Here is a 22,656-nt window from a genome sequence, read left to right on the forward strand (position 1 = left end):
ACAAAAGTCGCCCGGACGCTCGACGGAACGAAGACTGTTGAGCAACGCGGTACCGATCGACGACATGGCAACTCCCTGCAAGCTGGACAGCGTTTCGTGAACGATCGACACGTCGACGCGCTGGGCCTTCAGGAAATTATACGCAGCGAACGCACGCGTGTGAAATCACGGTCATGCGTCACCAGGGCGGCCGCGTTGATCGCCAATGCGCTGGCCGCTTGAACAGCGTCTGCCAGCTTGAGGCGGAGCGACGCCCGCAGCCTCGCAGCACTTTCCGCAATGTCGATGTCAAGCGCGATCGGTTGCCACGATTCGAGGATCGCACGGTAACGCTGCGCGAGCGCGTCATCACGTGCCTGCAGGGGCCCGGTCAGCACCTCGGCGACGGTGATGGTCGTTACGGCGAAGCGCAAACGCCCAGCTCCATGGGCTTCGAAGAGCGGCTTGAAGCGCGGTCCGAATTTCGTGTGTCCCTCGAGAAAGTAGATGATGGGCGCCGAATCGACGAGAACGAGCGCATCCTCCGGCAGATTCCCAAAATCTAGCGGTTCCATTCGTCACGCAGCTTTCGAAGCGTACGGGTGCTATTCTTCCCCCATAGCCCATGTCCGGATCCTGCGACGGTCATCAGCGACTGCTGGCGAATGGCAGCACCATACGCCTCGATCGGCACTAACGCTGCAACCGGACGGCCATGTCTGGTAATGACCGTCGAACGGCCCTTCTCGGCTGCTTCGAGAAGATCCGGGAGCTGATTGCGGGCTTCTTCCGCGCCTTTACGCAAGATGGGGTTCACTGCGCTTTTCTCCTAAAGAACCGTACAGCACCGTACAGATTCAGTCAACAACATCCGGCCGCCCGAGCCTCTCGGACCTTGGCTGGAATTTTCCATATCGCATTTTTTCGGCCGGGAGGACGACGACGAAGGGCGGCGCCATGGTCATCGGGGGTCGATTCACTGGCCCGCTACGGCCTTAACCAGACAAAATATCCCTGCATTACCAATACAGGGAGAGGTCAGTTAGCCGGAAAAAATCAATCGCCAACATGCGGGACGTGCAATTCGACGTGCTTAGGTCCAGGACCGCCAGTATCTGCGGCCGCACCTTATCGCGGCCGCTTCTGACAATAACTCTCCAACAACGAAGCATTAACCGGCCGGGCCTGCTCAGCTAAATTTCAGGTAGCATCAGTCATTGGGCCTGAAGCGTTGGTCAGCTGTTGGTTGCCTCCCCCAAGGTAGCCAAGAGGCGTTCGAATAGCAGCGTGCATCTAATCGGAGCTGTATGGGCGAGCCTGCGCCTCACGACTTGAGAATCGAAGAACATAATCTCAAAGCTCGAATCCAAGGTATCATTCAACTAGTCGGCCGATTGTCTTAGTATGCGGGTGATTGCAATCTGTGCAGCTGTCAGCTGGTGCGCGCAAACCATCACTTTATCAGGCGCTGCGAACAGGCCCATGCGTGGGCTTGCTGCCGCAAGGATCGTCACGAAAACGAGGATTGAATGAACCGCCGTCATTTCTTGATCTCGCTGACCGCCGCCGCCGTTCGGCCGGGCATTGCTGCCGCGCAGAGCAAAGTCTATCGGATCGGTTCGCTGAGCCCGGTAATGCCCTTCGTTCCGAAGAGCCCATTTGGGGCCCTTCTCTCCCGCGGCTTCACGGCAGCCGGTTACGCTATCGACGGGAGTCTGGTCTTGATTCCCCGTGGCAGCAATGGACAAAGCGAACTCCTACCGCGCTTGGCGCAAGAGCTCGCGGACGCCAAGGTCGATGCGATTCTCGCGACCGGTTATCCAGCAGCAGTTGCGGCAAAGCAGACCGGCTTGCCGACGGTGGTCACCCATGCTGTCGGAGATCCGGTGGCGACCGGGTTGATCGCCAGCCTCGCCCGGCCTGGCGGCAATGTCACCGGCATTTCGGACAATGCCACCGAGCTCCTTGCCAAACGACTGCAAATACTCAAGCAGGTGGCGCCAGGGATCAAGCGCGTTGCGATGCTGTGGAACAAGAACGATCGCGCCATGGTCTTGCGCTATGAAGCGTCGGCCAAGGCCGCCGATGTGCTCGGCGTTTCCATACAACCGCTCGGCGTCGGTGAGCCGGATGATTTCGGGGAGGCATTCAATGCGATGGAAAGCAGTATGCCGGATGCTATCTTGATGGTCGCCGATAGCCTCACTATTCTCAACCGGAAGCGCGTGTTCGATTTCGCCGCAGCTCGTCGGCTGCCGGCCATGTACGAATACGAAAATCTTGCGCGCGATGGCGGCCTGTTGTCGTACGGGCCCGATTTCGCCGAATGCTTCGCGCGTGCTGCCTCCTTGGCCGACCGCATCCTCAAAGGCGCCAACCCGGCCGATTTGCCCTTCGAGCAGCCCACGCGTTATCGGCTTGTGATCAACCTCAAGACTGCCAACGCGATGAGCCTCGAAATTCCGCCAACACTCGTCGCCAGCGCAGATGAAGTGATCGAATGACGCCTGTTAAGGCAGAGAAACAGGAGAAATCCATGAGAACGCGTTACGCGATAAGCTTGTCGCTCCTGTCGGGAATCGCACTCTAGGTGCGATCGCGGTCCAGACGCTGCATGCGAAGGCAAAGCCGCCTGCCTATGCCATTGTCGACAACGATGTCAGCGATCAGGTGGCTTATCTCAAGGAGTTCGCGCCAGTGGGCGGCAAAGCACTCGCCGCTGCCGGCGGCAAAATCCTGGCGCGCGGCGATATGACCGTTTCGATCGAGGACGAGCCGCCAAAGGGGCGCGCACTGGTCGTGATGTTCGAGTCACTGGAAAAGGCGCAAGCGGCCTTCGCAAGCCCCGCATACAGGGAGGCCAGAAAAATCGGGGACAAATACGCCAAGTTCCGCATTTGGGCAGTCGAAGGCGTGGATTGACCGTCCATTGCGCATCGGTCTGGCGGGCCATCTCGAATGCGCCATCGCCGGCGGGTGTCGCTGCTTCCAAGATCGAGGATCATGGGCGGACATCAAGTCCTCCGCCAACCGGCGCCTGGCTTTCGACGCGAAGGCCGTCGCCATCAACCTGCCCGAAGCGTCGGGCAGAATTCGGGCTCAGCGCACACGCCCGCTACTTCATCACCGGCAGACCCCTGACCGGGCTGAGGCGCTTGACTATGCCAAAAAGGCGAGTGCGCTCCCGATCGAGATCGATCCGATCGCCGTCGACCGCTTTACGCCTGTGGTTCGCAAATCTGTTTAGGAATGGTGCCCAGGGGCGGAATCGAACCACCGACACTGCGATTTTCAGTCGCATGCTCTACCAACTGAGCTACCTGGGCGTGCTCCAAAGAGGGGCCAAAGCCCATCGAGCGGGCGGTTTATAGTGGGCTGAAGGCTGCCTGTCCACCCACGCTTCGCCTTCGGCCGAGCGGGCGCGCAGCCTGGCTGTGCACAAGCTGGGGCGGCTTTGCCGCGGCTGGCTCGCGGCACATCGGTGAGAGAAGCAGGCGATTGATATTACTTGCTTATTCTTCACCATCCGTCTCATCGTCGCGGCCGGGGATGACGTAGGAGCCCTTCAGCCAGCGATTCAGATCGACGTCGCGGCAGCGCGGGGAGCAGAACGGACGGGTGGCCTCGGACTGCGGCTTGCCGCAGATCGGGCAGGTTTTGAGGGGGCTAGCGGGCTTTTTCACCTGGTCGTCCATAAGGTGCGCAGCTTACACGGGGTGAGGGAGTTCAAGAGCGTGTCGGCAAAGGGGTTCCTCCGGCCGAAGCGCAGGCAGGAGCGGCTGTTCGGCTTACACGGCGGTGGTGTTGAGCCAGCCGAAGCGGATCGGGAAACCTTCGCCGCCGAGCAGCGTGGTGGTCTCGTAGAGCGGCAGGCCGACCACGTTGGTGTAGGACCCCACCATTTTGACCACGAACGAGCCGGCGATGCCCTGCACGGCGTAGCCGCCGGCTTTGCCGCGCCATTCGCCGGAGCCGATATAAGCCTGGATGTCGTCCTCCGAGAGGCGCTTGAAGCGGACGCGGGTCTCCACCAGGCGCTGGCGGAAGGCCTCGCGCGGCGTCACCAGGGTGATCGCGGTGTAGACGCGGTGGTTGCGGCCCGACAGCAGCCGCAGGCACTGCGCGGCCTCGTCGACCAGATTGGCCTTGGGCAGGATGCGACGGCCGACCGCCACCACGGTGTCGGCGGAAAGGATGAAGGCGCCGCGCAGCTCGTCGTCGAGCTGCACCGATTTGAGCGCCGCATCGGCCTTGGCCCGCGCGAGCCGGTTGGCACAGGCGCGCGGCAGCTCGCCCCGCTTCGGCGTCTCGTCGACGTCGGCGGGCCGGAGTGCGTCCGGGTCGATGCCGGCCTGGTTGAGCAGCGACAGGCGCCGCGGCGAACCGGAGGCAAGAACGAATTTGGGGCGGCCAAGCATCAGGTGATTTGGGGATGAAGCAGGGGGTGAATTGCGCGCGGAACCTATCGGAAGGGGGCTGATTTCACAACCCGGGAACCCGGACTTTACTGATTCGACGGGCACAGGATGCGTGTGCCTGCGCTCTGTGACGCGGGTGTTACGGACGCGGAATGCTACCCGTTCGCCGCGCCCACCTTCGAAAACCGCCGGCGGATGCGCAGCATGAGCTGGTCGCAGACCTCACGGTAGGCAGCCAACTTCTGGTCGCGGCTGCCTTCGATGGTGGTGGGATCCTGCGTCGGCCAATACTCGACGTCGGCGGCGAGCGTGCGGGTCAGCTCCAGCGCCTTGTGGTGCGCCTCCGGCGACAGCGTGATGATGAGGTCGAAATTCAGCCCCTCCCAGTCCTCCAGCTCCTCGAAGGTCTGCGGCTTGTGGGTGGAGATGTCCTGGCCGAGCTCAGCCATCACCGACACCGCGAACGGATCGAGTTCGCCGCGCCTGGCGCCGGCCGACTTCACGTAGAGCCCTTGCGGAAACATGTGCCGCAGCAGGCTCTCGGCCATCGGCGAGCGCACGCTGTTCATCGCACAGGCGAACAGCACCGATTGCGGATCGCGTGCGCGTGGCGGACCCGCCATCGCGCCTAGCCCTTCCAGTGCAGAACAGTAATGAGCGTGAACAGCCGGCGCGAGGTTTCGAAATCGATCCGCACCTTGCCCTTCAAGCGCTCCTGCAGCGTACGCGATCCCTCGTCATGGATGCCGCGGCGGCCCATGTCGATGGCCTCGATCTTGTCCGGGGTCGCGGTGCGGATCGCCTGGTAGTAGCTGTCGCAAATCATGAAATAGTCCTTCACGATCCGGCGGAACGGCGTCAGCGACAACAGATGGGCGACCACGGGCGTGCCGTCCTCGCGGCGGATGTCGAACATCAACCGGCTGCCGGTGATGCCGATATGCAGCGTGAACGGCCCCTTCCCGTCGGCGCCCTCGGGGGCGAACAGGTTCTGCTCGATCAGATCGTAGATCGCGATCGCGCGCTCATGCTCGATGTCGGGCCCGGAACGGCCGATCGAGTCCTCGTCGAGCGTGACGCCGACGATGCGATTTTGCGAGTCGTCCTGTTCGGGCGGCTGGGTCATGACAAATTGAGGCGCAATCCGATCGAGCGCGAATGGGCATCTAGCCCTTCCGCCTTACCGAGAATCATCGCAGCCGGACCCAGCGCACGCAGCTGATCCGGGCCGCATTTCAGGATCGAAGTGCGCTTGAGGAAATCGTGCACCGAGAGGCCCGAAGAAAATCGCGCCGAGCGCGCCGTTGGCAGCACATGGTTGGAGCCGCCGACATAGTCGCCGATCGCCTCCGGCGTATGCGCGCCGAGGAACACTGCGCCGGCATTGCGGATCTTTGCAGCGAGCGCGTCGGGATCTTGCGTCATGATCTCGAGATGCTCGGCGGCAATGGCGTCCGCAAGCGGAATGGCGGCGTTGAGATTCTTCACCATGATGATGGCACCGAAATCGGCCCACGAGGCGCTGGCGATCGCGGCACGCGGCAGCGTCTTCAACTGCGCCTCGACCGCCTTCTCGACATCGGCGGCAAGACGCGCGGAATCGGTGATCAGGATCGACTGGGCGCTGGCATCGTGCTCGGCCTGTGCCAGCAGATCGGCAGCGATCCAGTCGGCATTGCCGGTGTCGTCTGCGATGACAAGCACCTCGGAGGGACCGGCGATCATATCGATGCCGACCTTGCCGAACACCAGCCGTTTTGCCGCGGCGACATAGGCGTTGCCGGGACCGACGATTTTTGCGACCGGCGCGATCGTCGCGGTGCCATGCGCGAGCGCGGCCACGGCCTGCGCGCCGCCGACGCGGTAGATCTCGCTGACGCCGCCGAGCTTTGCTGCCGCCAGCACCAGCGGATTGAGCTTGCCGTCGGGCGAGGGCACCACCATGACGAGACGCGCCACGCCGGCGACCTTTGCCGGCACCGCATTCATCAGCACTGAGGAGGGATAGGCCGCGGTGCCGCCGGGCACGTAGAGGCCGGCGGATTCGATCGCGGTGTAGCGCCAGCCGAGCTCGACGCCGAGCGGATCGGTGAAACGCTCGTCCTTCGGAAGCTGGCGACTGTGATAGGTCTCGATGCGGTCGCGCGCGAGCTTGAGCGCGTCCAGCGTCGCGGCATCGCAGGCTTTCACCGCGGCCTCGATCTCGGCGGCGGTGACGCGCAGGCCGGATGCATCCAGCGTCAGCCGGTCGAACTTCGCCGTCGCCTCGAGCAGGGCCGCGTCGCCACGCTTGGCCACGTCGTCGACGATGGCACGCGGCGGCAGCCTCGACGTCGGCCGAGGCCTCGCGCTTTGCGGCGAGGAAGGCCACGAATCGCTGGTCAAAATCGGCGCTGCTGCGGTCGAGACGAACGGGCATCTTGGCTTCTAACTGGTTTTTGGGGGCGCGGTTTGGCTCACCGGGCCCCTGCTCAATGGCGCGGCGGGAAAGCTGCGTCAACCCTTGGCTCAACCCTTGGCTCAACCCTTGGAAGGCGGCGTTCCGGCGCGGGCCTCAGCGGATTTGGCTGGTATACCGACCACCTCACCCCTCGCCGTCAACCTCCAGCCCCGTCCCTAGCTCATCCGCCCCCAGATCGGTCAGCTCGCATTCCAGGCATTCGACGTCGAGGCGGATGGCGCCGCCTTGGGCAAACAGGAGCAACGCGCTGCCGCCGGGGGCGTCCTGGCCGTGAAATTCGATGCCGATGAGGTCCAGAATCATGTCCGCCGCGGCGAGGTCGATGTTGCGCGACTTGCAGGCGAGCACGCGGTCGAAACGCAGGGCGGCGATCAGCCTGCGCGGCTCGGCCTCGCCGTCCAGCATCTGCTCCCAGTCCAACCGGCTCATGCCGACCACCAGCCGCTTTTCGCTTTGCCGCCAGATGATGTCCGAAGGCTGCACGCGGGCATCCTGGACGTGGGCCGAGATCACGGCGAGGTCGTCGGCGTCGAGCGCGATCAATTTGAGCTGGGGAGACATCGCCGGCGCTTTCTCCTTCGGGCGGACAGGGCTCAACGCGCGCGGGCGCCAAAATTTCCCTGGAACTAACGCTCCACCGGACTAGAGGCTATTGATATCCTCCATCTCCAGCACCTTGCGCGGATACCCCTCCCGGGCAACCCGGATCATGGCGCGGCCCATCTGCTCGGTCGAGGTGACGAGCCGCGGCGAGAGCCGGCGCAGCACCGACCAGAGTGGCCAGGTTACGGTATACACCGCCTGCACCCACGCGGTCTTGGAGCGGGCACCGTGCAGGGGCTGGATCGCGCCGGGCCGGAACATGTAGGCCGCCTTGAACGGCAGCTTGAGCAGATCGTTCTCGGTCTTGCCCTTGATACGCGCCCACATTCGCGAACCCTGCTCGGTGGAATCGGTGCCGGCGCCTGTGACGTAAGTGAAAATCATCTGCGGATTGAGCTGTGCCAGCGTCGTCGCCGCCGCGAGCGTGAGGTCGTAGGTGAGATGACGATAGCGCTCCTCGCTCATGCCGATCGAAGAGACTCCGAGGCAGAAGAAGCAGGCGTCGAAGCCGGTCAGTTGCGTTTCGATCGCCGAATAATCCGTGAAATCGCCGTGTGTGATCTCGGTGAGCTTGGCATTGTGCACGCCGGTCGGGCTACGGCCGATCGCAACCACGCGGTCGATGCCGGCATCGACCAGGCATTCGCGCAAAACGCCCTGCCCGACCATGCCGGTCGCGCCGAAGATGATGATCTGCATCGGGACGTTTCCTACAGCGTCGCGGCTCATGCGGCGGCTACGATCTCGTCGAAGGATATATTGGTCAACGTCGCCGAGACATCCCACAGCATGGCTGCCGAGGCAAAATCCTTTGCCTGCGGCATGATCTTCGCCGGCCTGGGTGGTCCCTTCAATTCGTAGAACCAGTTCGGACCGTAATAGCCGCCCGGCTCAGCTGCCGGCGAGGTCGCGGCCAACAAGGTCGGCAGCGCGCCTTCCGCGGCAGACTGGCTGATGAAGGGCTGCAGCCACCGGCTCACACGCGACTGGAACGTGTTCGCACCCGGCCCGTTCGGAATGAGATCGGTCCGCGCGTAGCCGGGATGTGCGGCAAGGCTCGTCAGGCCCCAGCCGGCGGCGAGGCTGCGGCGCTGCAACTCCAGCGAAAACATCAGCATCGCCAGCTTGGACTGGCAATAGGCCCGCCACGGACGATAGGAGTGCCTGCTTTGCAGATCGTCAAAATTGATCGCGCCGGAGCGGTGCGCAAGGCTCGAGAGATTGACGACGCGCGCCGCCTTCGCCCGGCGAAGCTGCGGCAACAGCCGCGCCGTCAGCGCGTAATGGCCGAGATAGTTGGTGCCGAGCTGCATCTCGAAACCATCCGCCGTCTGCTGCCGCTTCGGCAGCGCCATCACACCGGCATTGTTGACGAGAAGGTCGAGCTGCTCGTTGCTGGCGGCGAAGCGCCTGGTAAAATCGGCCACGGACGCGAGGCTGGCGAGGTCGAGATGCTCGTAGGCGATCAGCGCATTGGGAAAGCGCTCGCAAATGCCCTCGATCGCGCGCAGGCCCTTTGCGTCGTTGCGCCCGGTGAGTATGACAATGGCACCGGCGCCCGCCAGCGCCAGCGCCGTCTCGTAGCCGAGGCCGCCCGTCGCCCCGGTCACGACGGCGGTCTTGCCGCTGAGAGAGGGGATGTCTGCCGTGGTCCAGTCGGTCATGCCATAGCTCCATCGGGGCTGGGAAAAGGCCCGCGACGGGTCTAAATGTGCACTGGGTGCAAGTTTGCAAGAGGTGAAATGATTTGAAGATTTCGAAGGTCGCCAGGAAATCGGCCGACAAGCGCGCCAAGCCGTTGCCGGCAGGGGTAAAATCCCCCGATGGCCCCGGCCTGCGCGAGCGCAAGCTGCAGGCGACCCGCGAGCGACTGGCCCGCGCGGCCATGGCGCTGTTCCTGGAGCGCGGCTTCGAGGCCACGACCATCGACGACATCGCGGCCGCGGCGGGCGTGTCGCGACGCAGCTTCTTCCATTATTTCGCCTCGAAGGAGGACGTGGTGACCGCCTGGCAGGAGGGCGCAGCCGCCGCGCTGGTCGCGGAGGTCGTCGGGCGGCCTGCGGGCGAATCCATGCTGACCGCGGCGGAGAATGCGATCGCGGCGGCGGTCAAGCGGATCGACCCGGCCGAAGCGGCGGCAATGTCGCGGCTCAAGCGCGACAATCCCGCGCTTCGGGCACGCGACCAGCTCAAATACGAGAAGCTCGAGCGCGCCCTGGCCGAGGGGCTTTCACAGCGCGCCAGAACCAAATCGGACAAGCTGAACGCGCGGCTCGTCGCCATGATCGCCACCGGCGCGATGCGCGTCGGCGGCGAGAGCTGGATCGGCGAAGGTGCGCGGGAGAAGCCGGAAGCTTTCGTCAAGCGCACGTTCGATGCGATCAGGGCGATATTGGAGTGAGGCCGCTCACCCCTTGAAGAACGCCAGCAGGTCCGCGTTGATGGTCTCGGCATGCGTGGTCGGCATGCCGTGCGGAAAACCCTTGTAGGTCTTCAGCGTGCCGTTCTTCAACAGCTTGGCCGACAGCGGCGCGGAATCGGCGTAAGGCACAATCTGGTCGTCGTCGCCGTGCATCACCAGCACCGGCACGTTGATCTTCTTCAGATCCTCGGTGAAGTCGGTCTGCGAGAACGCGACGATCCCGTCGTAATGCGCCTTCGCGCCGCCCATCATGCCCTGGCGCCACCAGTTATGGATCACCGCTTCCGACGGTTTTGCGCCGGGACGATTGTAGCCGTAGAATGGGCCGGCGGGGAGATCGCGATAGAATTGCGTGCGGCTGGCGGCGAGTTGCGCCTGGAGACCGTCGAATACGCTCTTCGGCAGGCCGCCGGGATTGGCCGCGGTCTGCACCATCAACGGCGGCACGGCGGAGAGGATTGCAGCCTTCGCCACCCGGCTCTCGCCGTGGCGCGCGATGTAATGCACGACTTCGCCGCCGCCGGTGGAGTGGCCGACGTGGATCGCATTCTTCAGGTCGAGATGCGCCGTCACCGCCGCGAGATCGTCGGCATAGTGATCCATGTCGTGGCCGTCGGAGACCTGCGACGAACGGCCGTGGCCGCGGCGGTCATGGGCGATGACGCGGTAGCCGCGCGCGACGAAGAACAACATTTGCGTGTCCCAATCGTCGGCCGATAGCGGCCAGCCATGGCTGAACACGATCGGCTGGCCACTTCCCCAATCCTTGTAGAAGATATCGACGCCGTCCTTGGTGGTGATGGTAGGCATTGCTAGGCTCCTTGAACGATCAGACGAACGCCATCGGCTTGTAGCGGCGCCAGGCACCGACGGTGAGCACCACGAAGAACACCAGCACGATGCCCTGCACCACGGCGAACACCGGGCCTCCCGGCGGCGCCGGCGCCACTGCGGGCGCGAGCGCGGCAAGCGCCGGCACCTTGAGGAACGACTGGATCACCAGCACGAAGACGTTGAAATACAGCGAGATCATCGCGGTCACGATGTAGACCGGACGCCAGACGCCCGCGAGCTTCATGCCGTACAGCGCGATGCAGGCGATCGCGAGCAGCACCAGCGAAATGATGCCGATGATGTGCGACGGCAGCAGCTCCTTGAACGGAAACAGGAAGCCGGTGGCGCTGGTGAGGATCGTGAACAGCAGGAAGATCGCGGTGAGGCCCGGCATCGGCTTCGAGCCGAGCAGGCCGAACATCACGACGAGGCCGGCTGCGATGCCGATTAGGCTGATGATGACATGCACCATCGTGAAGGCGGGCAAGCTCAACCCAAAGAACCATGACATCTCTCCTACTCGTCTCCGCATTGAGATCGGAAAGATAGTATTACGGTCCTCATCGAATTGCCACCTGCGCCGGTGTCACATATGCGCGTGCACCCATGCACCGTCGTGCGAATCGACAAACGCATGCTTTATTTTTTTGCACCGCTGTCACAAACGACGGCAGGTTTTCGAGGAAAGTTGAATCGAACGTCGCAACATCGGCCCGCCATCGGCGGGCCGATGCAAGACGAACTCACACTTCCTTGGTGTCGAAGATCAGCAGGTCGGCGCCGCCGCTGGCGAATTTCGGCACGTCAGCGCCGGTCGCCTTGCCTTCCGGGCTGGCGAATGCCGCCTGGATGTCGGCCGCGCTGTCGAAGGTGAGAATGGCGACCAGATGGATTCCGGACGGTCCGGCGGGGGAGCCGACCGGCCCCTTGCTGATGGCGTACTTCTTCAGGCCTGGAAGTTTCTTGGCGAGCGGAATGTGGGTCTCGGCATAATATTTGTCGAAGGCCGCAGGATCCGTGGGCGTTTTGTACAGCACGACGATTTCAGCCATTTAGTTCCTCCCATTAAGCGTTTTGTTTGTAGATCCTCTCCATGGTGAGGAGCGTGCGAAGCACACGTCTCGAACCATGCAGGCCCGGCTTTGGCAGCTGGGCCTCGATCCTTCGAGACGCCGCTGTCGCGGCTCCTCAGGATGAGGGGATAGTCACGTATGACACGGCACAATGGCAAGTCACATTCGCCTTGCCATCTGCTTGTCTTCTACTTGACTCATTGTTTGAGCACGATCTTTTCGGAAAACCGCTGCACACTTTTCCGGTTCGTGCTCTAAAGCGCCGGCTTTGCGGCGTCACCGAGGAAGCCGTGCAGGGAGGCCACGACTTGCGCGCCCTCGCCGATGGCGCCGCCGACGCGCTTGACAGAGCCGGAGCGAACATCGCCGACGGCGTAGACGCCGGGCACGGAAGTCTCCAGCGGCGCGACCAGCCGGCCCTGGTTCTGCTCGGACTGCGCGCCGGTCACGACGAAGCCGCCGCGATCGAGCGTCACGCCGCAACCGTCGAGCCAGTTGGTGGCGGGATCGGCGCCAACGAACAAAAACAGATTGCGGACGTCCGCAAAATCCTCGTCGGTCGAGAGCCGGCTCTTCCAGCGGATGCGACGCAGCAGCGAGGCCTCGTCACCTTCGAGCGCCGTGATCTCGGTGTTGAACATCAATTCGATGTTCGGCGTCGCTTCGATGCGCTCGATGAGATAGCGCGACATGCTGGCGCCCAGGCCGCCGCCCCGAATGATCATCAGCACGCGCTTGGCATGCCCCGACAGGAACACGGCGGCCTGCCCCGCCGAATTGCCGGCACCGACCAGCGCCACTTCCTCGCCGGCGCACAGCTTCGCTTCGACCGGGGACGCCCAATACCAGACGCCGCGGCCTTCGAACTTGTCGAGATTCTCAATCTCGGGCCGGCGATAGCGCGCGCCGCTTGCGACAACGACCGCGCGCGAATGCAGGGGGTCGCAGCCGTCAAGCGCCACCGAAAACGCGCCATCCTTGCGCGTGCAGTCGAGCGACTTCACCGTTACCGGGATCATGATCTCCGCGCCGAATTTTTGCGCCTGGTTGAAGGCGCGCGCGGTCAGGGCCATGCCGGAAATTCCGGTCGGAAAGCCGAGATAGTTTTCAATGCGCGCGCTGGCGCCGGCCTGGCCGCCGAAGGCGCGGGTGTCGAGCACGGCGACCGAGAGGCCTTCGGACGCGGCATACACGGCGGTGGCGAGCCCGGCCGGACCGGAGCCGACGATCGCGACGTCGTAGATGCGGTCGTTGCGCGGGCCGCCGATCATGCCGATCGCGCGCGCAAGCTCGGTTTCGCCGGGGTTGCGCAGCACCGCACCATCGGGGGTGACGACCAGCGGCCAATCTTCCGGCTTGGGCGAATAACGCGCGATGACGTCGGCGGCGTCGCGATCGCGGTCGGGATCGAGCAGATGATGCGGCTGGCCGTTGCGGGTGAGGAAGCCCTGCAAGCGCACCACGCCTGACGAATGCGAGGGACCGATCAGCACGACGCCGCCGACACCGCCCTGGAGCAGATTGACCCGGCGCAGGATCAGGGCGCGCATGATGCGCTCGCCGAGCTCGGCCTCTGCGACCAGCAGCGCGCGCAGCCGCTCCGGCGGCAACAACAGCGTCTCGACATCGCCTTCGGCGCGGCCGTCGACCAGCGCCGGCCGGCCCGAGAGCTGGCTGAGCTCGGCCAGGAATTGCCCCGGCCCCTGGTCGATCAACGGGGTGACGTGACCAAGGCCGTCGCGCTGGGTGATGGCGACGTGGCCCTTCAGCACGACGAACATGCCCGGCCCGGGCTTGCCGGTCTCGAACAGGAATTCCCCATCGGCATAGAGGCGGACCTCGCCGAACTGCCTGACACGCTCGATCTCGGCTGATGTCAGCGCCGGAAAGGTCTGTTCAGGGCGGGTGAACCGCGACATCTGCGCGTCACCGTCGGGTCGTTGCGATTCGTCCTGCCCCATTGCCACGTCCATGCACTCCAAAAAATTTTGTCCGCCGGGTTTCAACCGTCGGATTCTAGCTGCCGGTCTTGCCGGCGGTCCCCTCATCTAGGGAATCATCTTCATTCTGCGAGGGCTCGGTGCTTGCGGCGCGTTCGCGCGCCTGCACCTTCCGCCGCTTCAGGTTTTCGCGCAGCGCCGATTTCAGCCGGTCGTCGCGGGACGCCCTCGCCTGTCTCGAATCCTGCCGCTCGCTCTTGTCGTTCTCGTCAGCCATCGGGGTCCATTACAGCGATCGGCGATAACATGCCCGAGGAATAAGGCAGCTCAAGAGGCCCGCGCGATCCGATCGTGCGAAAATCGAAATGGATCGAATCCGGCACATCGGGCAACTGGCCAGTTGGGTGGGGACATCGGAACCGAATCCGCAGAAAGTCGACCGTTTCGAGCCAAAACAAGCATTTTGGCCCCGATATCGACCTGCTTTTATCGTTTTGGCGCGACCTGCAAGCTTGCACAGGAGGGGGGCATGTGGCAGATATCGGCCCGCTTGGTAGGCCCCTCGTGGCGGCCGATTCTTGATCCCAGCACATGCTGCCGTAGCTCAGTGGTAGAGCACTCCATTGGTAATGGAGAGGTCGACAGTTCAATCCTGTCTGGCAGCACCATTCTAATCAATCACTTAGCATCATTCGTGCTCGTAGGTCCGAGCCCCCCGGAAGCACCGCGGAAGCACGGTGAGCGGCGACGATCCGCTCACCGATGCGCTCGCGTGACGATCAGTGCAGCTGCAAGCCAGCTTCCATCTCATCTTTCGCCTTGAGCATCTTCATCGCGACCGCCAAGGTCACTGCGGCGTCGATCTCAACGAGGTTGCCCGACAAGGCGCGGAATTGGCCCGCTGCCTTACCCTTGAGAGGGGCAAGCATCGCAGCGGCGACTGCCGAGCTCACCTGACACTGAATCAGGGCGTACGGCCCATCAACTGCTCAAGAGCAGGTCGACCTTCCTACGCGCAAGCGCACGGCCGATTTCAGTTTCGCAAGGGGTGGCGGCAGAGCGGAGAGCAAGCGAAGCGTTCATGATGTTTTGCCTTTCGAGCAAAATGACAGTCCAGGGGCGAAATGACCGACATCAGACGGCCCCGCGCACCTTTGGGCGTGCGCCTTGGACATACGCGCGCGGCCCCTGGACAAGTTTGTGATCGCCGCTGACCGGATTGGCTATCGGCTGATGTTTGGGCTTTCGACCCGCGATCAGGATGCGCTCGTTCGAAAAGTTAGCAACAAATATTTTGTCTGGAAAAGTCTAATACGAAAACTCGACATCTTGAGCGTTGATGTTTTAGCGCATTTAGCGATTTGCTCGCGTGTGTCGGGTTTATAAACCTAGCAAACCAATACAAGAAACGGCTGTGCCGCAGGCACTTTTATGACTCCAACATTTGAGCAACGTCAGTAACTTAGCTAGACTCGTTGCGCCCCGGAGGAGCGCACATGAAGAAAAAGCGAGTCTCGCCTTCAAAAGATCCCGCAGTGATCGCGCTCAATCGCGTCACGGCCGCGCGCACTGATGCGCAGTATGACGGCGCAATAGCAGAGCTCGAGACGTGCCCTGCTCTCACAGCCCAAGGCGTGCGGGCAAAGCGCAACCTCGAGCGATCGCGCCAGGCCGCGCTTGAGCAAGGCGATCGCTTGACGGCGGAAGGCCGCGTCATGATGCGGCGGTTGGCTGACACGATCGATGAGGGGCTAGCGCTGCTTACGCGCACCGGCATGCGGACGCCTCGATCCCGGCCGGTGCCGCCCCGGGACCCGCTTCCCACCCCTAGGGGGGAGGCCTCGGCTTTGCGTCCAAAGTCCGCAAAGCCGCTCGACTAAATTTCAGTTTTTTGAGAAGTTCAGGGTGTTTTTGAAAGAGCCATTTAAGCCGGAGGCCTCACGCCATGTGGTGGCAGGCAGCGCTATTCGCGATTGGACTTGGTCTCGTAACACTGTGGGCGTGGAATCAAGCGCGCGTCGATGCGCGCCGGAGTGTTGCCGTCCTAGCCGCGCGCCTCGCACAGCAGGATGAATCGTGGGACCATCGCCACGAAACGAGGACACCAGTACCAACATACTCACCGTTGCCGCTAACCACATCCGCGATTGTTCATCACAGAAAGCGGCCGTCTCACGGCCGTTGGATCGCCGCGACAATGTTAGTGCTTGCCTATGCAGGTGGAGTGGTTGGCTCCTTCCAGTTTTTCACGAAGCGCTTTGGTTGCTCTGTGTTTCCCAACTCAGAAGCCCCATCGTGCGGAATGGTTGTTGCATTCAACGCCGCGCTCTGGCCGTTCGACCTCGGAAAAGAAGCGGCTCGCTGGGCGTTCGAACGGGAAGGCGCGCGGCCGGCGCGGTCGAACTGAGGTGCTCAAAGCTTAAGCGCACGCTCGCGCGACGCGACAACCTTTCACTTTTCAAAAACAGTTTCTGAGTTACACTTCATCCCACGGACGCAACGCCGCTTCGCCGACGGCACCCACCGCGCAATACCGCGCTCTTCCTCTCACCCCGTCGGCGGCAGATGTCCTATCCCACCAAATACACGCGCCAATACGACTACGTTTCGTACCAGAACGGCAATCCGTCGCGGCCACTGCCAGCCACTTCGGTCCATGCCGATCTGAACCAGGTGGCCTTGTCGGTGGCCGAGACGATCGATTTCCTGAAGAAGTCATTGCGCTCGGACGGGGCGGTAATGAACGGCGCGATTGGCCTGGACCAGCTTTCGGAAGCCATCAAGGCCGGCATGGGCGATGCCAGTGCCGTCCAGGAGATCCTTGACCAGATTGACGCGGTCGATGCCTCGGCGGTTGCCGCCGCTACGTCGGCCACGAATGCATCAACTGATGCGACGGCAGCGTCTTCCAGCGCGACGGCAGCGTCTTCGAGCGCGTCAGCGGCCACGACGTCTGCCACGAACGCCTCGAACAGCGCGACCGCCGCGTCGGCCTCGGCGACCGGGGCCGCGACATCAGCCACGAACGCTGCAACATCGGCAACTCAGGCACAATCTTTCAGCGGTATTCCGCAGGTCATCAAGTCGGCGGCATACACCACGATCCTTACCGACGCGCAGAAGCACATTTTGCATCCAGCGTCTGATAACACCGCGCGAATCTTCACGATCGACAGCAACGCGAACGTCGCTTACCCGATCGGGACCGCGCTGACGTTCGTCAACGAAATCAACACCGTCACGATCGCGATCACGTCTGACACGCTTGTGCAGGCCGGCTCGGGATCGACCGGCAGCCGAACGCTTGCCGCGAACGGCATGGCGACTGCGGTGAAAATCACGGCGACGAAGTGGATGATCTCGGGCTCGGGGCTGATATGACGGCCTTGCTTCAGATCCTGGCCGCGCGGCCAACGTTGGCGATTTCCTGGTTTCTGGTAGGCGGCGGTGGCGGTGGCGGCGGAAACGCTGACAGTGGCGGCGGTGGCGGTGGCGGTGTGCTTACCGGCACCGAGGTTCTCGCCCAAGGTCGCAGCTATTCTATCTCGGTCGGGGCCGCTGGCGCAGGCGCGACGACAGCGGCGGCAGGGGGCAACGGGGGCGATTCTACGTTCAATGGCCACACCGCGACCGGCGGCGGCGGCGGCGGGACCACGGGCGGAAACGGCGTCGCTGGTGGCTCTGGCGGCGGCGGTGGCGGCGAAGGCGCGGGTGCGTCGGGCGGGTCCGGAACAGGAGGGCAAGGGACCGCAGGCGGCGCGGGCAGCGTATCAGCGCCGCGGCGATCCGGCGGGGGTGGTGGTGCCGGTGGCGCGGGCGCATCCGGTGCGGCGTCAGGTAATGGCGGAAGTGGTGTTTCAAATTCGATCAGCGGCTCGGCCGTCACGTACGGTGGCGGTGGCGGTGGCGGTTGCGAGAGCGCGACGTCAGGCACAGGCGGAAGTGGCGGTGGCGGTTCGGCGTCCGCAGGCGGCGGCAATGGCGGGGCCGGCACGGACGGTTTAGGCGGGGGCGGCGCCGGTGCGAGCCGCGGCAGCGGCTCTAGCGGGACCTTCAACGGCGGCAGCGGCGGCAAAGGTGTCGTCTTCATCAGTTACCCGGGCGCACAGGTCGCGACTGGGGGCACCGTCACAAGTTCCGGCGGCAACACAATTCACACTTTCAGCTCTAGCGGCACGTTTGCGTTTTGATGAGCGGCCAGATCGAACCAGTCTCAGAGACACTTGGCGCGCTCAAGACTGACGTCAAGTATTTGCGCGAGTCTGGAATCCAAGGAGTGAGCTGATGCCGCAGATCATCGATTTCGAAGGTCAGCAGCACGAATTCCCCGACGACTTCACGCCGGCAGACATTCAGCGCGCACTGAGCTCGCTACCGCGCACGCAGTTGCAAGCGGTGCCATCTTCCGAGCGTCCCTTTCCAATGCTCGGAACCGATCAAACGGTTGCTCCGCCCGCGCCGCAGCCAAAGCTTGTGCCGGTGGACCACGATCCCTTCGCTCAGCCAGCCGAGCCGCCGAGACTCGTTCCCGTCGATCATGATCCTTTCGCCGCACCTGCATCTGCTGTACCCGCGGCCGCCCCCGTTATGACGCCTCAAGGCCGCATCTACGTCTCCCCGGAAACCCCTAAGCCGAATACCGCTCCCAGCGCCCTTCACAGCCTTGCTGTTGGCGCCCAAGGCGTTGGCAAGGGGCTCACGGACATCGTCACCGGGCCATTCGATCTCGCGGCTGGGGCGCAGAACCTCGTCACAGGCGGCATCAACAAGCTCCTCGGTACGAACATTCCAACGGCCACCCCTGCGTCTAAGCTGGTCGAGAAGGCCACCGGGCCGTTCTCGATTCCGGAGAGCGACATGTCTCCGGGCGAGAAACTCGGTTACAACGTCAACCGCTTCGGCACCCAGGCGCTTGGTACCGGCGCAATGCTCGCTGCTCGAGCGCCAAGCGTCGCCGCTGCGACAACGCGATCCGATACGGCTGTCGGACGTGTCCTGGACCACATGTCCCGGCCCTACACCGAGGCGCCGGCGCGAACTCTCGTCGGGGACACAATAGGCGGCATGGGCTCCGGCGTCGCAGTGAACGCTGCGGACGACTACGTCCCCGAGCACGCTGCTGTCGGAGACACTTGGCCTAAGGCGATCGCCAACGCTGTTGCGCCCGTCGTCGGCGCCATCGGGGCGAACAGCCTCCAAGGCACTGCGGAAGGCGTCGCAGGGCTGATCCGAAACATTGCAGCCAAATCGTTTGGCTCCGCCTCAGCGCCGATCCCGCTCAATCCGAACACGAGGGCGCCGTACAGCATCTCGGATGTTGATCGCGCCGCTGCGAAGATGCAAACCGCTGCACCCGGAGCGCCGCGCGCGCTGGCGCAGGATATCCGTGAGAATGCGGCAGCTTTGTCGCGGCCGACAGAGGAAGGCGCCTCGCCGTTGCAGAGCTCGGCCATGCCCACCACAGGATTGCTCTCGCGCGATCCTGGTCTCATTGCTGCGGAGCAGGGCGCGCGCCTCAAGTCAGCGCCGGACTTCGTCAAGCGCGACCAGAATGTGAAGACCGCCGCGGCCGAGCGGGTCGAAGCGATGCGAGACCCGGAGGCCGACCTTGGCGCGGTCATGCGGCGCGCGGCGCAGGCGCGTGAACAGCGAATGGGCGCAGCGGAAAGTGACATTCTGCAAAGGGAAGACGCGCACCGGGCCGTCGATAGGATCCGGGCCGACCAAGGAGAGCCGTTCGGCGCGGTCGCGAACAGCGAGGTAAAGGCGAACGCCTCCCGCCGCTTGGACGAGGCCCTTGTGGATCGGACCTACATCCCGGCGCGCGCCGAGAAGAACCGGCTGTTCGACAACGCTGCCGGCCGCGCGGATGAGCTTCCGGCCGACGACATCTTTGGCGTGATCGATCGGATCCGCGCCAACGGAAACGGACTGGCGCCGGGCGTGTTGCCGGAGGACTTCATGCGCCGGCTGAATTCGCTTCGTCCGCCGATGGTCGAGCATCCACCGGAAAGCGGGCAAATGGTCAATGTCGGCGGGCCCGGAACGGCGCTCGGTGGCGATCTAGCCGATCTCCGCAAGTTCATTGGCCCCGCTCTCGAGCGCGCGCAAGTCTCCGGCAACTACGACTTGGCGGACAATCTCGCGGCGCTCCGCCGTGCGGTGAATCGCACGATTGAGGACGCGCCCGGCTACTCAGAAGCCAACGCCAATTACGGCCACTTTGCCGACCGTTTTCGCCCCGAGAGAAACGACGAGACGGCGCGGTTCACCCGCGAGCTCGATCGCGGCGGCCAGAACGCCGACGGCGAACTCAATCGCGGCGCTACGCCCCCGAGCGCTACGGCGGGGCGGTTCTTGGCGAGTCCGGAGAAAGCGGGCAGTCTGAGCCGCACGGTCGAGGGTTCACCGGCCGCGCCGGACGCCCACGCCGCCGTGCGCGACTACCTGCGCTCCGATTTCGCCAAGTCGGCCCTCAATGCCGACGGGACAGTCAACTCGATCCGCGCGAACGCATGGGCGCGAAACAACGCTGACGTGTTGGCGCAATTCCCCGCGGTTCGGGTCGAGTTCGATGACATCGCCGCCGCCGCGCGTCGTGGAGAACAGATGTCCGCGCAAGCGAGGGCAGACCTCGACGCCGCCCGTACCGCCCGCAAGGCTACCGAAGCTGAGATCGATCGGTCGGCGGTCGGCACCCTGTTGCGCGAGGATCCGCGCGACGTTGCGCAGAAGCTCCTCGGCGGCAAATACGACGCTGGAGCCAAGCTGGACGACATCAACGCGCTCATCAAGAGCGATCCACAAGCGGTGCGCGGCTGGAAGGCGGCCGTGTCCGAGGTTCTCGCGGACAAGGTCCAGGGCACCCGTCAGGTAGGGGAAACGCTCGAGGTCCAGTTTGCTCGGCTGGCGCGGGAGTTCAAAGACAACGAAGCGCTGCTGGCGAAGACCTTTTCGCCTGAGGAGATGAACAACCTCCGTCAAGCGCACAAGATCCTGTCGTACTTCAAGGAGGCCGAGAAGCGAGCTACAGTTGGCAGCGACACGGCCGAAAAGCTCAACATTCCCGGCTGGGCTCAGTTGGCCGTTCGCCACTTTAAGGGCGATCTCGCCGGCGGCGGCCTCATCAAGCGGTTCAAGTTGCTCCTCGAACTGCTTCCCAATAATAAGGAGAGCGCCGACCAGATCGTTCAAGCCGCCTGGTTCAACCCCGACGTTGCGGCGTATCTGCTCGAGCGTCCGCTGAAAAACCAGAACGCCACCTTCAACAGCGTCCCGCTGCGCCGGCTGATCGCCGCAGCGAATGCCTCTCGAGAGAGCGGGAACGAATGACATTCCTAAATCGATGGAGAGCCTAGAATGACCGCGTTGGTAGCTTGCGACTTGAATGACCAGCAACACGAGCTCGTTCGCCTGATCGTGGTCGAAGGGAAACCGCCGGAGGACGCGGCGAAGCTCGCCGGCTACCATCCCAAATCGGTCTACAGGACATTGCGCCTCCCCGCGGTCGCTGCCGCGATCTCGGAATCGATCCAACTCGATCTCGCTGCAGTCGGGGCGCCACTGGCGTATCGCGTGGCCAAGTCGCTGCTCTCGGACGAGGGCATCTCAGCGCGCGTCCGCGCCGACCTGTCCATGAAGGTTCTGGACCGGGCGGGCCACATCGCTCCCACCAGGAAGGACTTGGCCCCTAGGCAGAAGGCGCTCTCCGAGATGTCGCGCGACGAGCTGGCGGCGTTCATCGAACAGAACCAGGCTGAAATCGACAAGGTGGAGGGCGAACTGGCTTCGCGGGCGACGGACGTGTCGCCGCCGCCATCCGAGAAGCAAAGCTACTTGGGGTAAGCCTCTCAAGCAAGCGTCCCGCCCCTATCGAAGCAGTTGGGCAACTGGTATACAAGCTTTGGTTCAAAGAGGCAATTTTGTGTCGAACGCTAAGGCTATCCTGGCTCTGTTGAGAAGTCGCGCCGAAGGCGACGACGACGCATTCTTCTCAATCGCTTTGCAGATAGCTGCCGCTGAAGCGCGTCAAGGCCGCCGCACGACCGCGGAGGAGCTGCGGCACGAAATCGAGAAAGCCCGTGCGCGCGAATCCAAAGGCGCGTCTGTTCCGATCCCGTTCGCGAGCCCGCGCGGAAGCGTTGAGGGTCTGCTTGAACTGCGCGAAGCTCGTTACAAACTCAAAGATGTTGTGCTGAACGATCGCCTGCTTGCGCGATTTGCCGAGATCCTGCGGCAGCAACGTCGTAGGGATTGGCTGCGTGAGCACGCCAAGACACCCAGCCGCCGGCTTTTGTTTGTTGGTCCTCCCGGATCGGGGAAGACGATGTCCGCGGAAGCAGTAGCCGGTGAGTTGCATCTGCCGCTGTTTATCATCCGGCTTGAAGGTTTGATTACTCGCTACATGGGTGAGACGGCTGCAAAACTGCGTCTGATATTCGACGAGACCATCAAACGTCGTGGCGTCTATCTCTTCGACGAGTTTGACGCTGTTGGCGGCCAGCGCACGGCGGTGAACGACGTGGCGGAGATGCGTCGCGTCCTGAACTCCTTCCTGCAATTTATGGAAGAGGGGAATTCGACGGATAGCGTCATTATCTGCTCGACGAACCATCCCTCGCTTCTCGATCGAGCACTGCTGCGCAGATACGATCAGGTCCTTGAATTCGATGCGCCCGACTCAGCGCAAATCAAGCAACTGATTATCGCGAATGTTTCGCCGATGAAGTTTGTCACGCCCAAGTGGAAGACAATTGTTCATGCGGCAGAGGGCTTAAGCCAGTCCGAAATAGCGCGGGCTGCCGATGATACCGTGAAGATGGCCATTCTTGATGAGCGCAAATCCATTTCTACGGAAGACATTGTTGACCGGCTGCAAGAACGCCACGCGATGCGTACGGCCTTTCTGGATTCGGAAAGAAAGTAA

At 63.3% G+C, this 22,656-nt stretch carries 24 protein-coding genes, 2 tRNA genes and 1 pseudogene; 10 read left to right on the forward strand and 17 right to left on the reverse strand.

Annotation, left to right across the window (positions count from 1 at the left end; genetic code table 11):
* Positions 1–128 precede the first annotated feature (128 nt).
* Complete coding sequence (locus ACVWW3_RS28125) at positions 129–554, reverse strand: type II toxin-antitoxin system VapC family toxin (protein ID WP_247351291.1); 426 nt, start codon at positions 552–554, stop codon at positions 129–131.
* Positions 542–796: a type II toxin-antitoxin system Phd/YefM family antitoxin gene (locus tag ACVWW3_RS28130; RefSeq protein ID WP_247351293.1), complete on the reverse strand. Its 255-nt coding sequence runs from the start codon at positions 794–796 to the stop codon at positions 542–544. The genes ACVWW3_RS28125 and ACVWW3_RS28130 overlap by 13 nt, the downstream gene beginning before the upstream one ends.
* 730 nt (positions 797–1,526) lie before the next feature.
* On the opposite strand from ACVWW3_RS28130, the gene ACVWW3_RS28135 reads away from it, so the two are divergent.
* The 3 genes from ACVWW3_RS28135 (at position 1,527) to ACVWW3_RS28145 (ending at position 3,226) form a co-directional block, all read left to right on the forward strand.
* Entirely contained in the window at positions 1,527–2,483 is a 957-nt protein-coding gene (locus tag ACVWW3_RS28135; protein ID WP_247445254.1) for an ABC transporter substrate-binding protein, read from the forward strand.
* Positions 2,484–2,622: 139 nt separating this feature from the next.
* On the forward strand, positions 2,623–2,901 hold the full coding sequence (locus ACVWW3_RS28140; protein ID WP_456672427.1) for a DUF1330 domain-containing protein: 279 nt from the start codon (positions 2,623–2,625) through the stop codon (positions 2,899–2,901).
* Between the two features lie 7 nt (positions 2,902–2,908).
* Positions 2,909–3,226 (forward strand): hypothetical protein, encoded by a 318-nt coding sequence (locus ACVWW3_RS28145; protein ID WP_354104376.1) that lies wholly within the window; start codon positions 2,909–2,911, stop codon positions 3,224–3,226.
* A 3-nt stretch (positions 3,227–3,229) separates the two neighbouring features.
* Here ACVWW3_RS28145 and ACVWW3_RS28150 read toward each other — a convergent pair.
* The 9 genes and pseudogenes from ACVWW3_RS28150 to ACVWW3_RS28190 all read right to left on the reverse strand — a co-directional run bounded on the left by ACVWW3_RS28150 (position 3,230) and on the right by ACVWW3_RS28190 (position 9,125).
* Positions 3,230–3,305 (reverse strand) — tRNA-Phe (locus ACVWW3_RS28150).
* A gap of 186 nt (positions 3,306–3,491) precedes the next feature.
* Positions 3,492–3,674, reverse strand: a complete 183-nt coding sequence (gene yacG / locus ACVWW3_RS28155) for a DNA gyrase inhibitor YacG (protein WP_247445257.1) — start codon at positions 3,672–3,674, stop codon at positions 3,492–3,494.
* Positions 3,675–3,767: 93 nt separating this feature from the next.
* On the reverse strand, positions 3,768–4,397 hold the full coding sequence (locus ACVWW3_RS28160; protein ID WP_247445258.1) for a Maf-like protein: 630 nt from the start codon (positions 4,395–4,397) through the stop codon (positions 3,768–3,770).
* 155 nt (positions 4,398–4,552) lie between these two features.
* Positions 4,553–5,020 (reverse strand): arsenate-mycothiol transferase ArsC, encoded by a 468-nt coding sequence (locus tag ACVWW3_RS28165; protein ID WP_247351297.1) that lies wholly within the window; start codon positions 5,018–5,020, stop codon positions 4,553–4,555.
* A gap of 5 nt (positions 5,021–5,025) precedes the next feature.
* On the reverse strand, positions 5,026–5,523 hold the full coding sequence (locus ACVWW3_RS28170; RefSeq protein ID WP_247351299.1) for a UPF0262 family protein: 498 nt from the start codon (positions 5,521–5,523) through the stop codon (positions 5,026–5,028).
* Positions 5,520–6,816 (reverse strand): annotated as a pseudogene (gene hisD / locus ACVWW3_RS28175) (histidinol dehydrogenase). The gene ACVWW3_RS28170 and the pseudogene hisD overlap by 4 nt, the downstream one beginning before the upstream one ends.
* A 165-nt stretch (positions 6,817–6,981) precedes the next feature.
* On the reverse strand, positions 6,982–7,419 hold the full coding sequence (locus tag ACVWW3_RS28180) for a DUF2948 family protein (RefSeq protein WP_247351301.1): 438 nt from the start codon (positions 7,417–7,419) through the stop codon (positions 6,982–6,984).
* Positions 7,420–7,500: 81 nt separating this feature from the next.
* Complete coding sequence (locus ACVWW3_RS28185) at positions 7,501–8,160, reverse strand: NAD(P)H-binding protein (protein WP_247445260.1); 660 nt, start codon at positions 8,158–8,160, stop codon at positions 7,501–7,503.
* A gap of 26 nt (positions 8,161–8,186) precedes the next feature.
* Entirely contained in the window at positions 8,187–9,125 is a 939-nt protein-coding gene (locus tag ACVWW3_RS28190) for an SDR family oxidoreductase (RefSeq protein ID WP_456647958.1), read from the reverse strand.
* Between the two features lie 83 nt (positions 9,126–9,208).
* Between ACVWW3_RS28190 and ACVWW3_RS28195 the strand changes: the two genes are divergently transcribed.
* Positions 9,209–9,862: a TetR/AcrR family transcriptional regulator gene (locus ACVWW3_RS28195; RefSeq protein WP_456647957.1), complete on the forward strand. Its 654-nt coding sequence runs from the start codon at positions 9,209–9,211 to the stop codon at positions 9,860–9,862.
* Positions 9,863–9,868: 6 nt separating this feature from the next.
* Here ACVWW3_RS28195 and ACVWW3_RS28200 read toward each other — a convergent pair whose 3' ends face one another.
* The 5 genes from ACVWW3_RS28200 to ACVWW3_RS28220 all read right to left on the reverse strand — a co-directional run bounded on the left by ACVWW3_RS28200 (position 9,869) and on the right by ACVWW3_RS28220 (position 14,007).
* Positions 9,869–10,693: an alpha/beta fold hydrolase gene (locus tag ACVWW3_RS28200; RefSeq protein ID WP_247445263.1), complete on the reverse strand. Its 825-nt coding sequence runs from the start codon at positions 10,691–10,693 to the stop codon at positions 9,869–9,871.
* A 19-nt stretch (positions 10,694–10,712) separates the two neighbouring features.
* A complete protein-coding gene (locus ACVWW3_RS28205) occupies positions 10,713–11,228 on the reverse strand; it encodes a hypothetical protein (RefSeq protein ID WP_456672211.1) in 516 nt (171 codons plus the stop codon).
* 232 nt (positions 11,229–11,460) lie between these two features.
* Positions 11,461–11,769, reverse strand: coding sequence for an EthD family reductase (locus ACVWW3_RS28210; RefSeq protein ID WP_456647955.1), 309 nt, complete (start codon positions 11,767–11,769; stop codon positions 11,461–11,463).
* 275 nt (positions 11,770–12,044) lie between these two features.
* Positions 12,045–13,751 carry an FAD-dependent oxidoreductase gene (locus ACVWW3_RS28215; RefSeq protein WP_456647954.1) on the reverse strand — a complete coding sequence of 569 codons (1,707 nt, stop codon included), beginning with the start codon at positions 13,749–13,751 and terminating at the stop codon, positions 12,045–12,047.
* A 55-nt stretch (positions 13,752–13,806) separates the two neighbouring features.
* Positions 13,807–14,007 (reverse strand): hypothetical protein, encoded by a 201-nt coding sequence (locus ACVWW3_RS28220; protein WP_456647953.1) that lies wholly within the window; start codon positions 14,005–14,007, stop codon positions 13,807–13,809.
* Positions 14,008–14,323: 316 nt separating this feature from the next.
* Between ACVWW3_RS28220 and ACVWW3_RS28225 the strand changes: the two genes are divergently transcribed.
* Positions 14,324–14,398, forward strand: a tRNA-Thr gene (locus tag ACVWW3_RS28225).
* Between the two features lie 111 nt (positions 14,399–14,509).
* On the opposite strand, the gene ACVWW3_RS28230 is transcribed toward ACVWW3_RS28225, so the two are convergent.
* The gene (locus tag ACVWW3_RS28230; protein ID WP_456672212.1) at positions 14,510–14,659 is read right to left on the reverse strand and encodes a hypothetical protein; all 150 of its coding nucleotides are present in this window, start codon (positions 14,657–14,659) and stop codon (positions 14,510–14,512) included.
* A 1,636-nt stretch (positions 14,660–16,295) separates the two neighbouring features.
* Here ACVWW3_RS28230 and ACVWW3_RS28235 point away from each other — a divergent pair.
* The 5 genes from ACVWW3_RS28235 to ACVWW3_RS28255 all read left to right on the forward strand — a co-directional run bounded on the left by ACVWW3_RS28235 (position 16,296) and on the right by ACVWW3_RS28255 (position 22,656).
* A complete protein-coding gene (locus tag ACVWW3_RS28235; protein WP_456647951.1) occupies positions 16,296–17,111 on the forward strand; it encodes a hypothetical protein in 816 nt (271 codons plus the stop codon).
* Positions 17,108–17,920 (forward strand): glycine-rich domain-containing protein, encoded by an 813-nt coding sequence (locus ACVWW3_RS28240; RefSeq protein WP_456649728.1) that lies wholly within the window; start codon positions 17,108–17,110, stop codon positions 17,918–17,920. Before ACVWW3_RS28235 ends, ACVWW3_RS28240 begins: the two co-directional genes overlap by 4 nt.
* A 94-nt stretch (positions 17,921–18,014) precedes the next feature.
* On the forward strand, positions 18,015–21,062 hold the full coding sequence (locus ACVWW3_RS28245; protein ID WP_456647950.1) for a hypothetical protein: 3,048 nt from the start codon (positions 18,015–18,017) through the stop codon (positions 21,060–21,062).
* A gap of 27 nt (positions 21,063–21,089) precedes the next feature.
* Complete coding sequence (locus ACVWW3_RS28250) at positions 21,090–21,575, forward strand: hypothetical protein (RefSeq protein ID WP_456647949.1); 486 nt, start codon at positions 21,090–21,092, stop codon at positions 21,573–21,575.
* 79 nt (positions 21,576–21,654) lie between these two features.
* Positions 21,655–22,656 carry an AAA family ATPase gene (locus ACVWW3_RS28255; RefSeq protein WP_456647948.1) on the forward strand — a complete coding sequence of 334 codons (1,002 nt, stop codon included), beginning with the start codon at positions 21,655–21,657 and terminating at the stop codon, positions 22,654–22,656.

The sequence above is a fragment of the Bradyrhizobium sp. LM2.9 genome, from assembly GCF_054056555.1.

Bases quoted from the DNA above. Each gene is read 5' to 3' on its own strand.
- ACVWW3_RS28235 (WP_456647951.1), top strand. From the start codon at position 16,296: ATGTCCTATCCCACCAAATACACGCGCCAATACGACTACGTTTCGTAC.
- ACVWW3_RS28205 (WP_456672211.1), bottom strand. From the start codon at position 11,228: ATGTCATGGTTCTTTGGGTTGAGCTTGCCCGCCTTCACGATGGTGCAT.
- ACVWW3_RS28185 (WP_247445260.1), bottom strand. From the start codon at position 8,160: ATGCAGATCATCATCTTCGGCGCGACCGGCATGGTCGGGCAGGGCGTT.
- ACVWW3_RS28200 (WP_247445263.1), bottom strand. From the start codon at position 10,693: ATGCCTACCATCACCACCAAGGACGGCGTCGATATCTTCTACAAGGAT.
- ACVWW3_RS28220 (WP_456647953.1), bottom strand. From the start codon at position 14,007: ATGGCTGACGAGAACGACAAGAGCGAGCGGCAGGATTCGAGACAGGCG.
- ACVWW3_RS28230 (WP_456672212.1), bottom strand. From the start codon at position 14,659: ATGCTTGCCCCTCTCAAGGGTAAGGCAGCGGGCCAATTCCGCGCCTTG.
- ACVWW3_RS28245 (WP_456647950.1), top strand. From the start codon at position 18,015: ATGCCGCAGATCATCGATTTCGAAGGTCAGCAGCACGAATTCCCCGAC.
- ACVWW3_RS28165 (WP_247351297.1), bottom strand. From the start codon at position 5,020: ATGGCGGGTCCGCCACGCGCACGCGATCCGCAATCGGTGCTGTTCGCC.
- ACVWW3_RS28125 (WP_247351291.1), bottom strand. From the start codon at position 554: ATGGAACCGCTAGATTTTGGGAATCTGCCGGAGGATGCGCTCGTTCTC.
- ACVWW3_RS28180 (WP_247351301.1), bottom strand. From the start codon at position 7,419: ATGTCTCCCCAGCTCAAATTGATCGCGCTCGACGCCGACGACCTCGCC.
- ACVWW3_RS28250 (WP_456647949.1), top strand. From the start codon at position 21,090: ATGACCGCGTTGGTAGCTTGCGACTTGAATGACCAGCAACACGAGCTC.
- ACVWW3_RS28190 (WP_456647958.1), bottom strand. From the start codon at position 9,125: ATGACCGACTGGACCACGGCAGACATCCCCTCTCTCAGCGGCAAGACC.
- ACVWW3_RS28170 (WP_247351299.1), bottom strand. From the start codon at position 5,523: ATGACCCAGCCGCCCGAACAGGACGACTCGCAAAATCGCATCGTCGGC.
- ACVWW3_RS28210 (WP_456647955.1), bottom strand. From the start codon at position 11,769: ATGGCTGAAATCGTCGTGCTGTACAAAACGCCCACGGATCCTGCGGCC.
- yacG (WP_247445257.1), bottom strand. From the start codon at position 3,674: ATGGACGACCAGGTGAAAAAGCCCGCTAGCCCCCTCAAAACCTGCCCG.
- ACVWW3_RS28215 (WP_456647954.1), bottom strand. From the start codon at position 13,751: ATGGGGCAGGACGAATCGCAACGACCCGACGGTGACGCGCAGATGTCG.
- ACVWW3_RS28240 (WP_456649728.1), top strand. From the start codon at position 17,108: ATGACGGCCTTGCTTCAGATCCTGGCCGCGCGGCCAACGTTGGCGATT.
- ACVWW3_RS28160 (WP_247445258.1), bottom strand. From the start codon at position 4,397: ATGCTTGGCCGCCCCAAATTCGTTCTTGCCTCCGGTTCGCCGCGGCGC.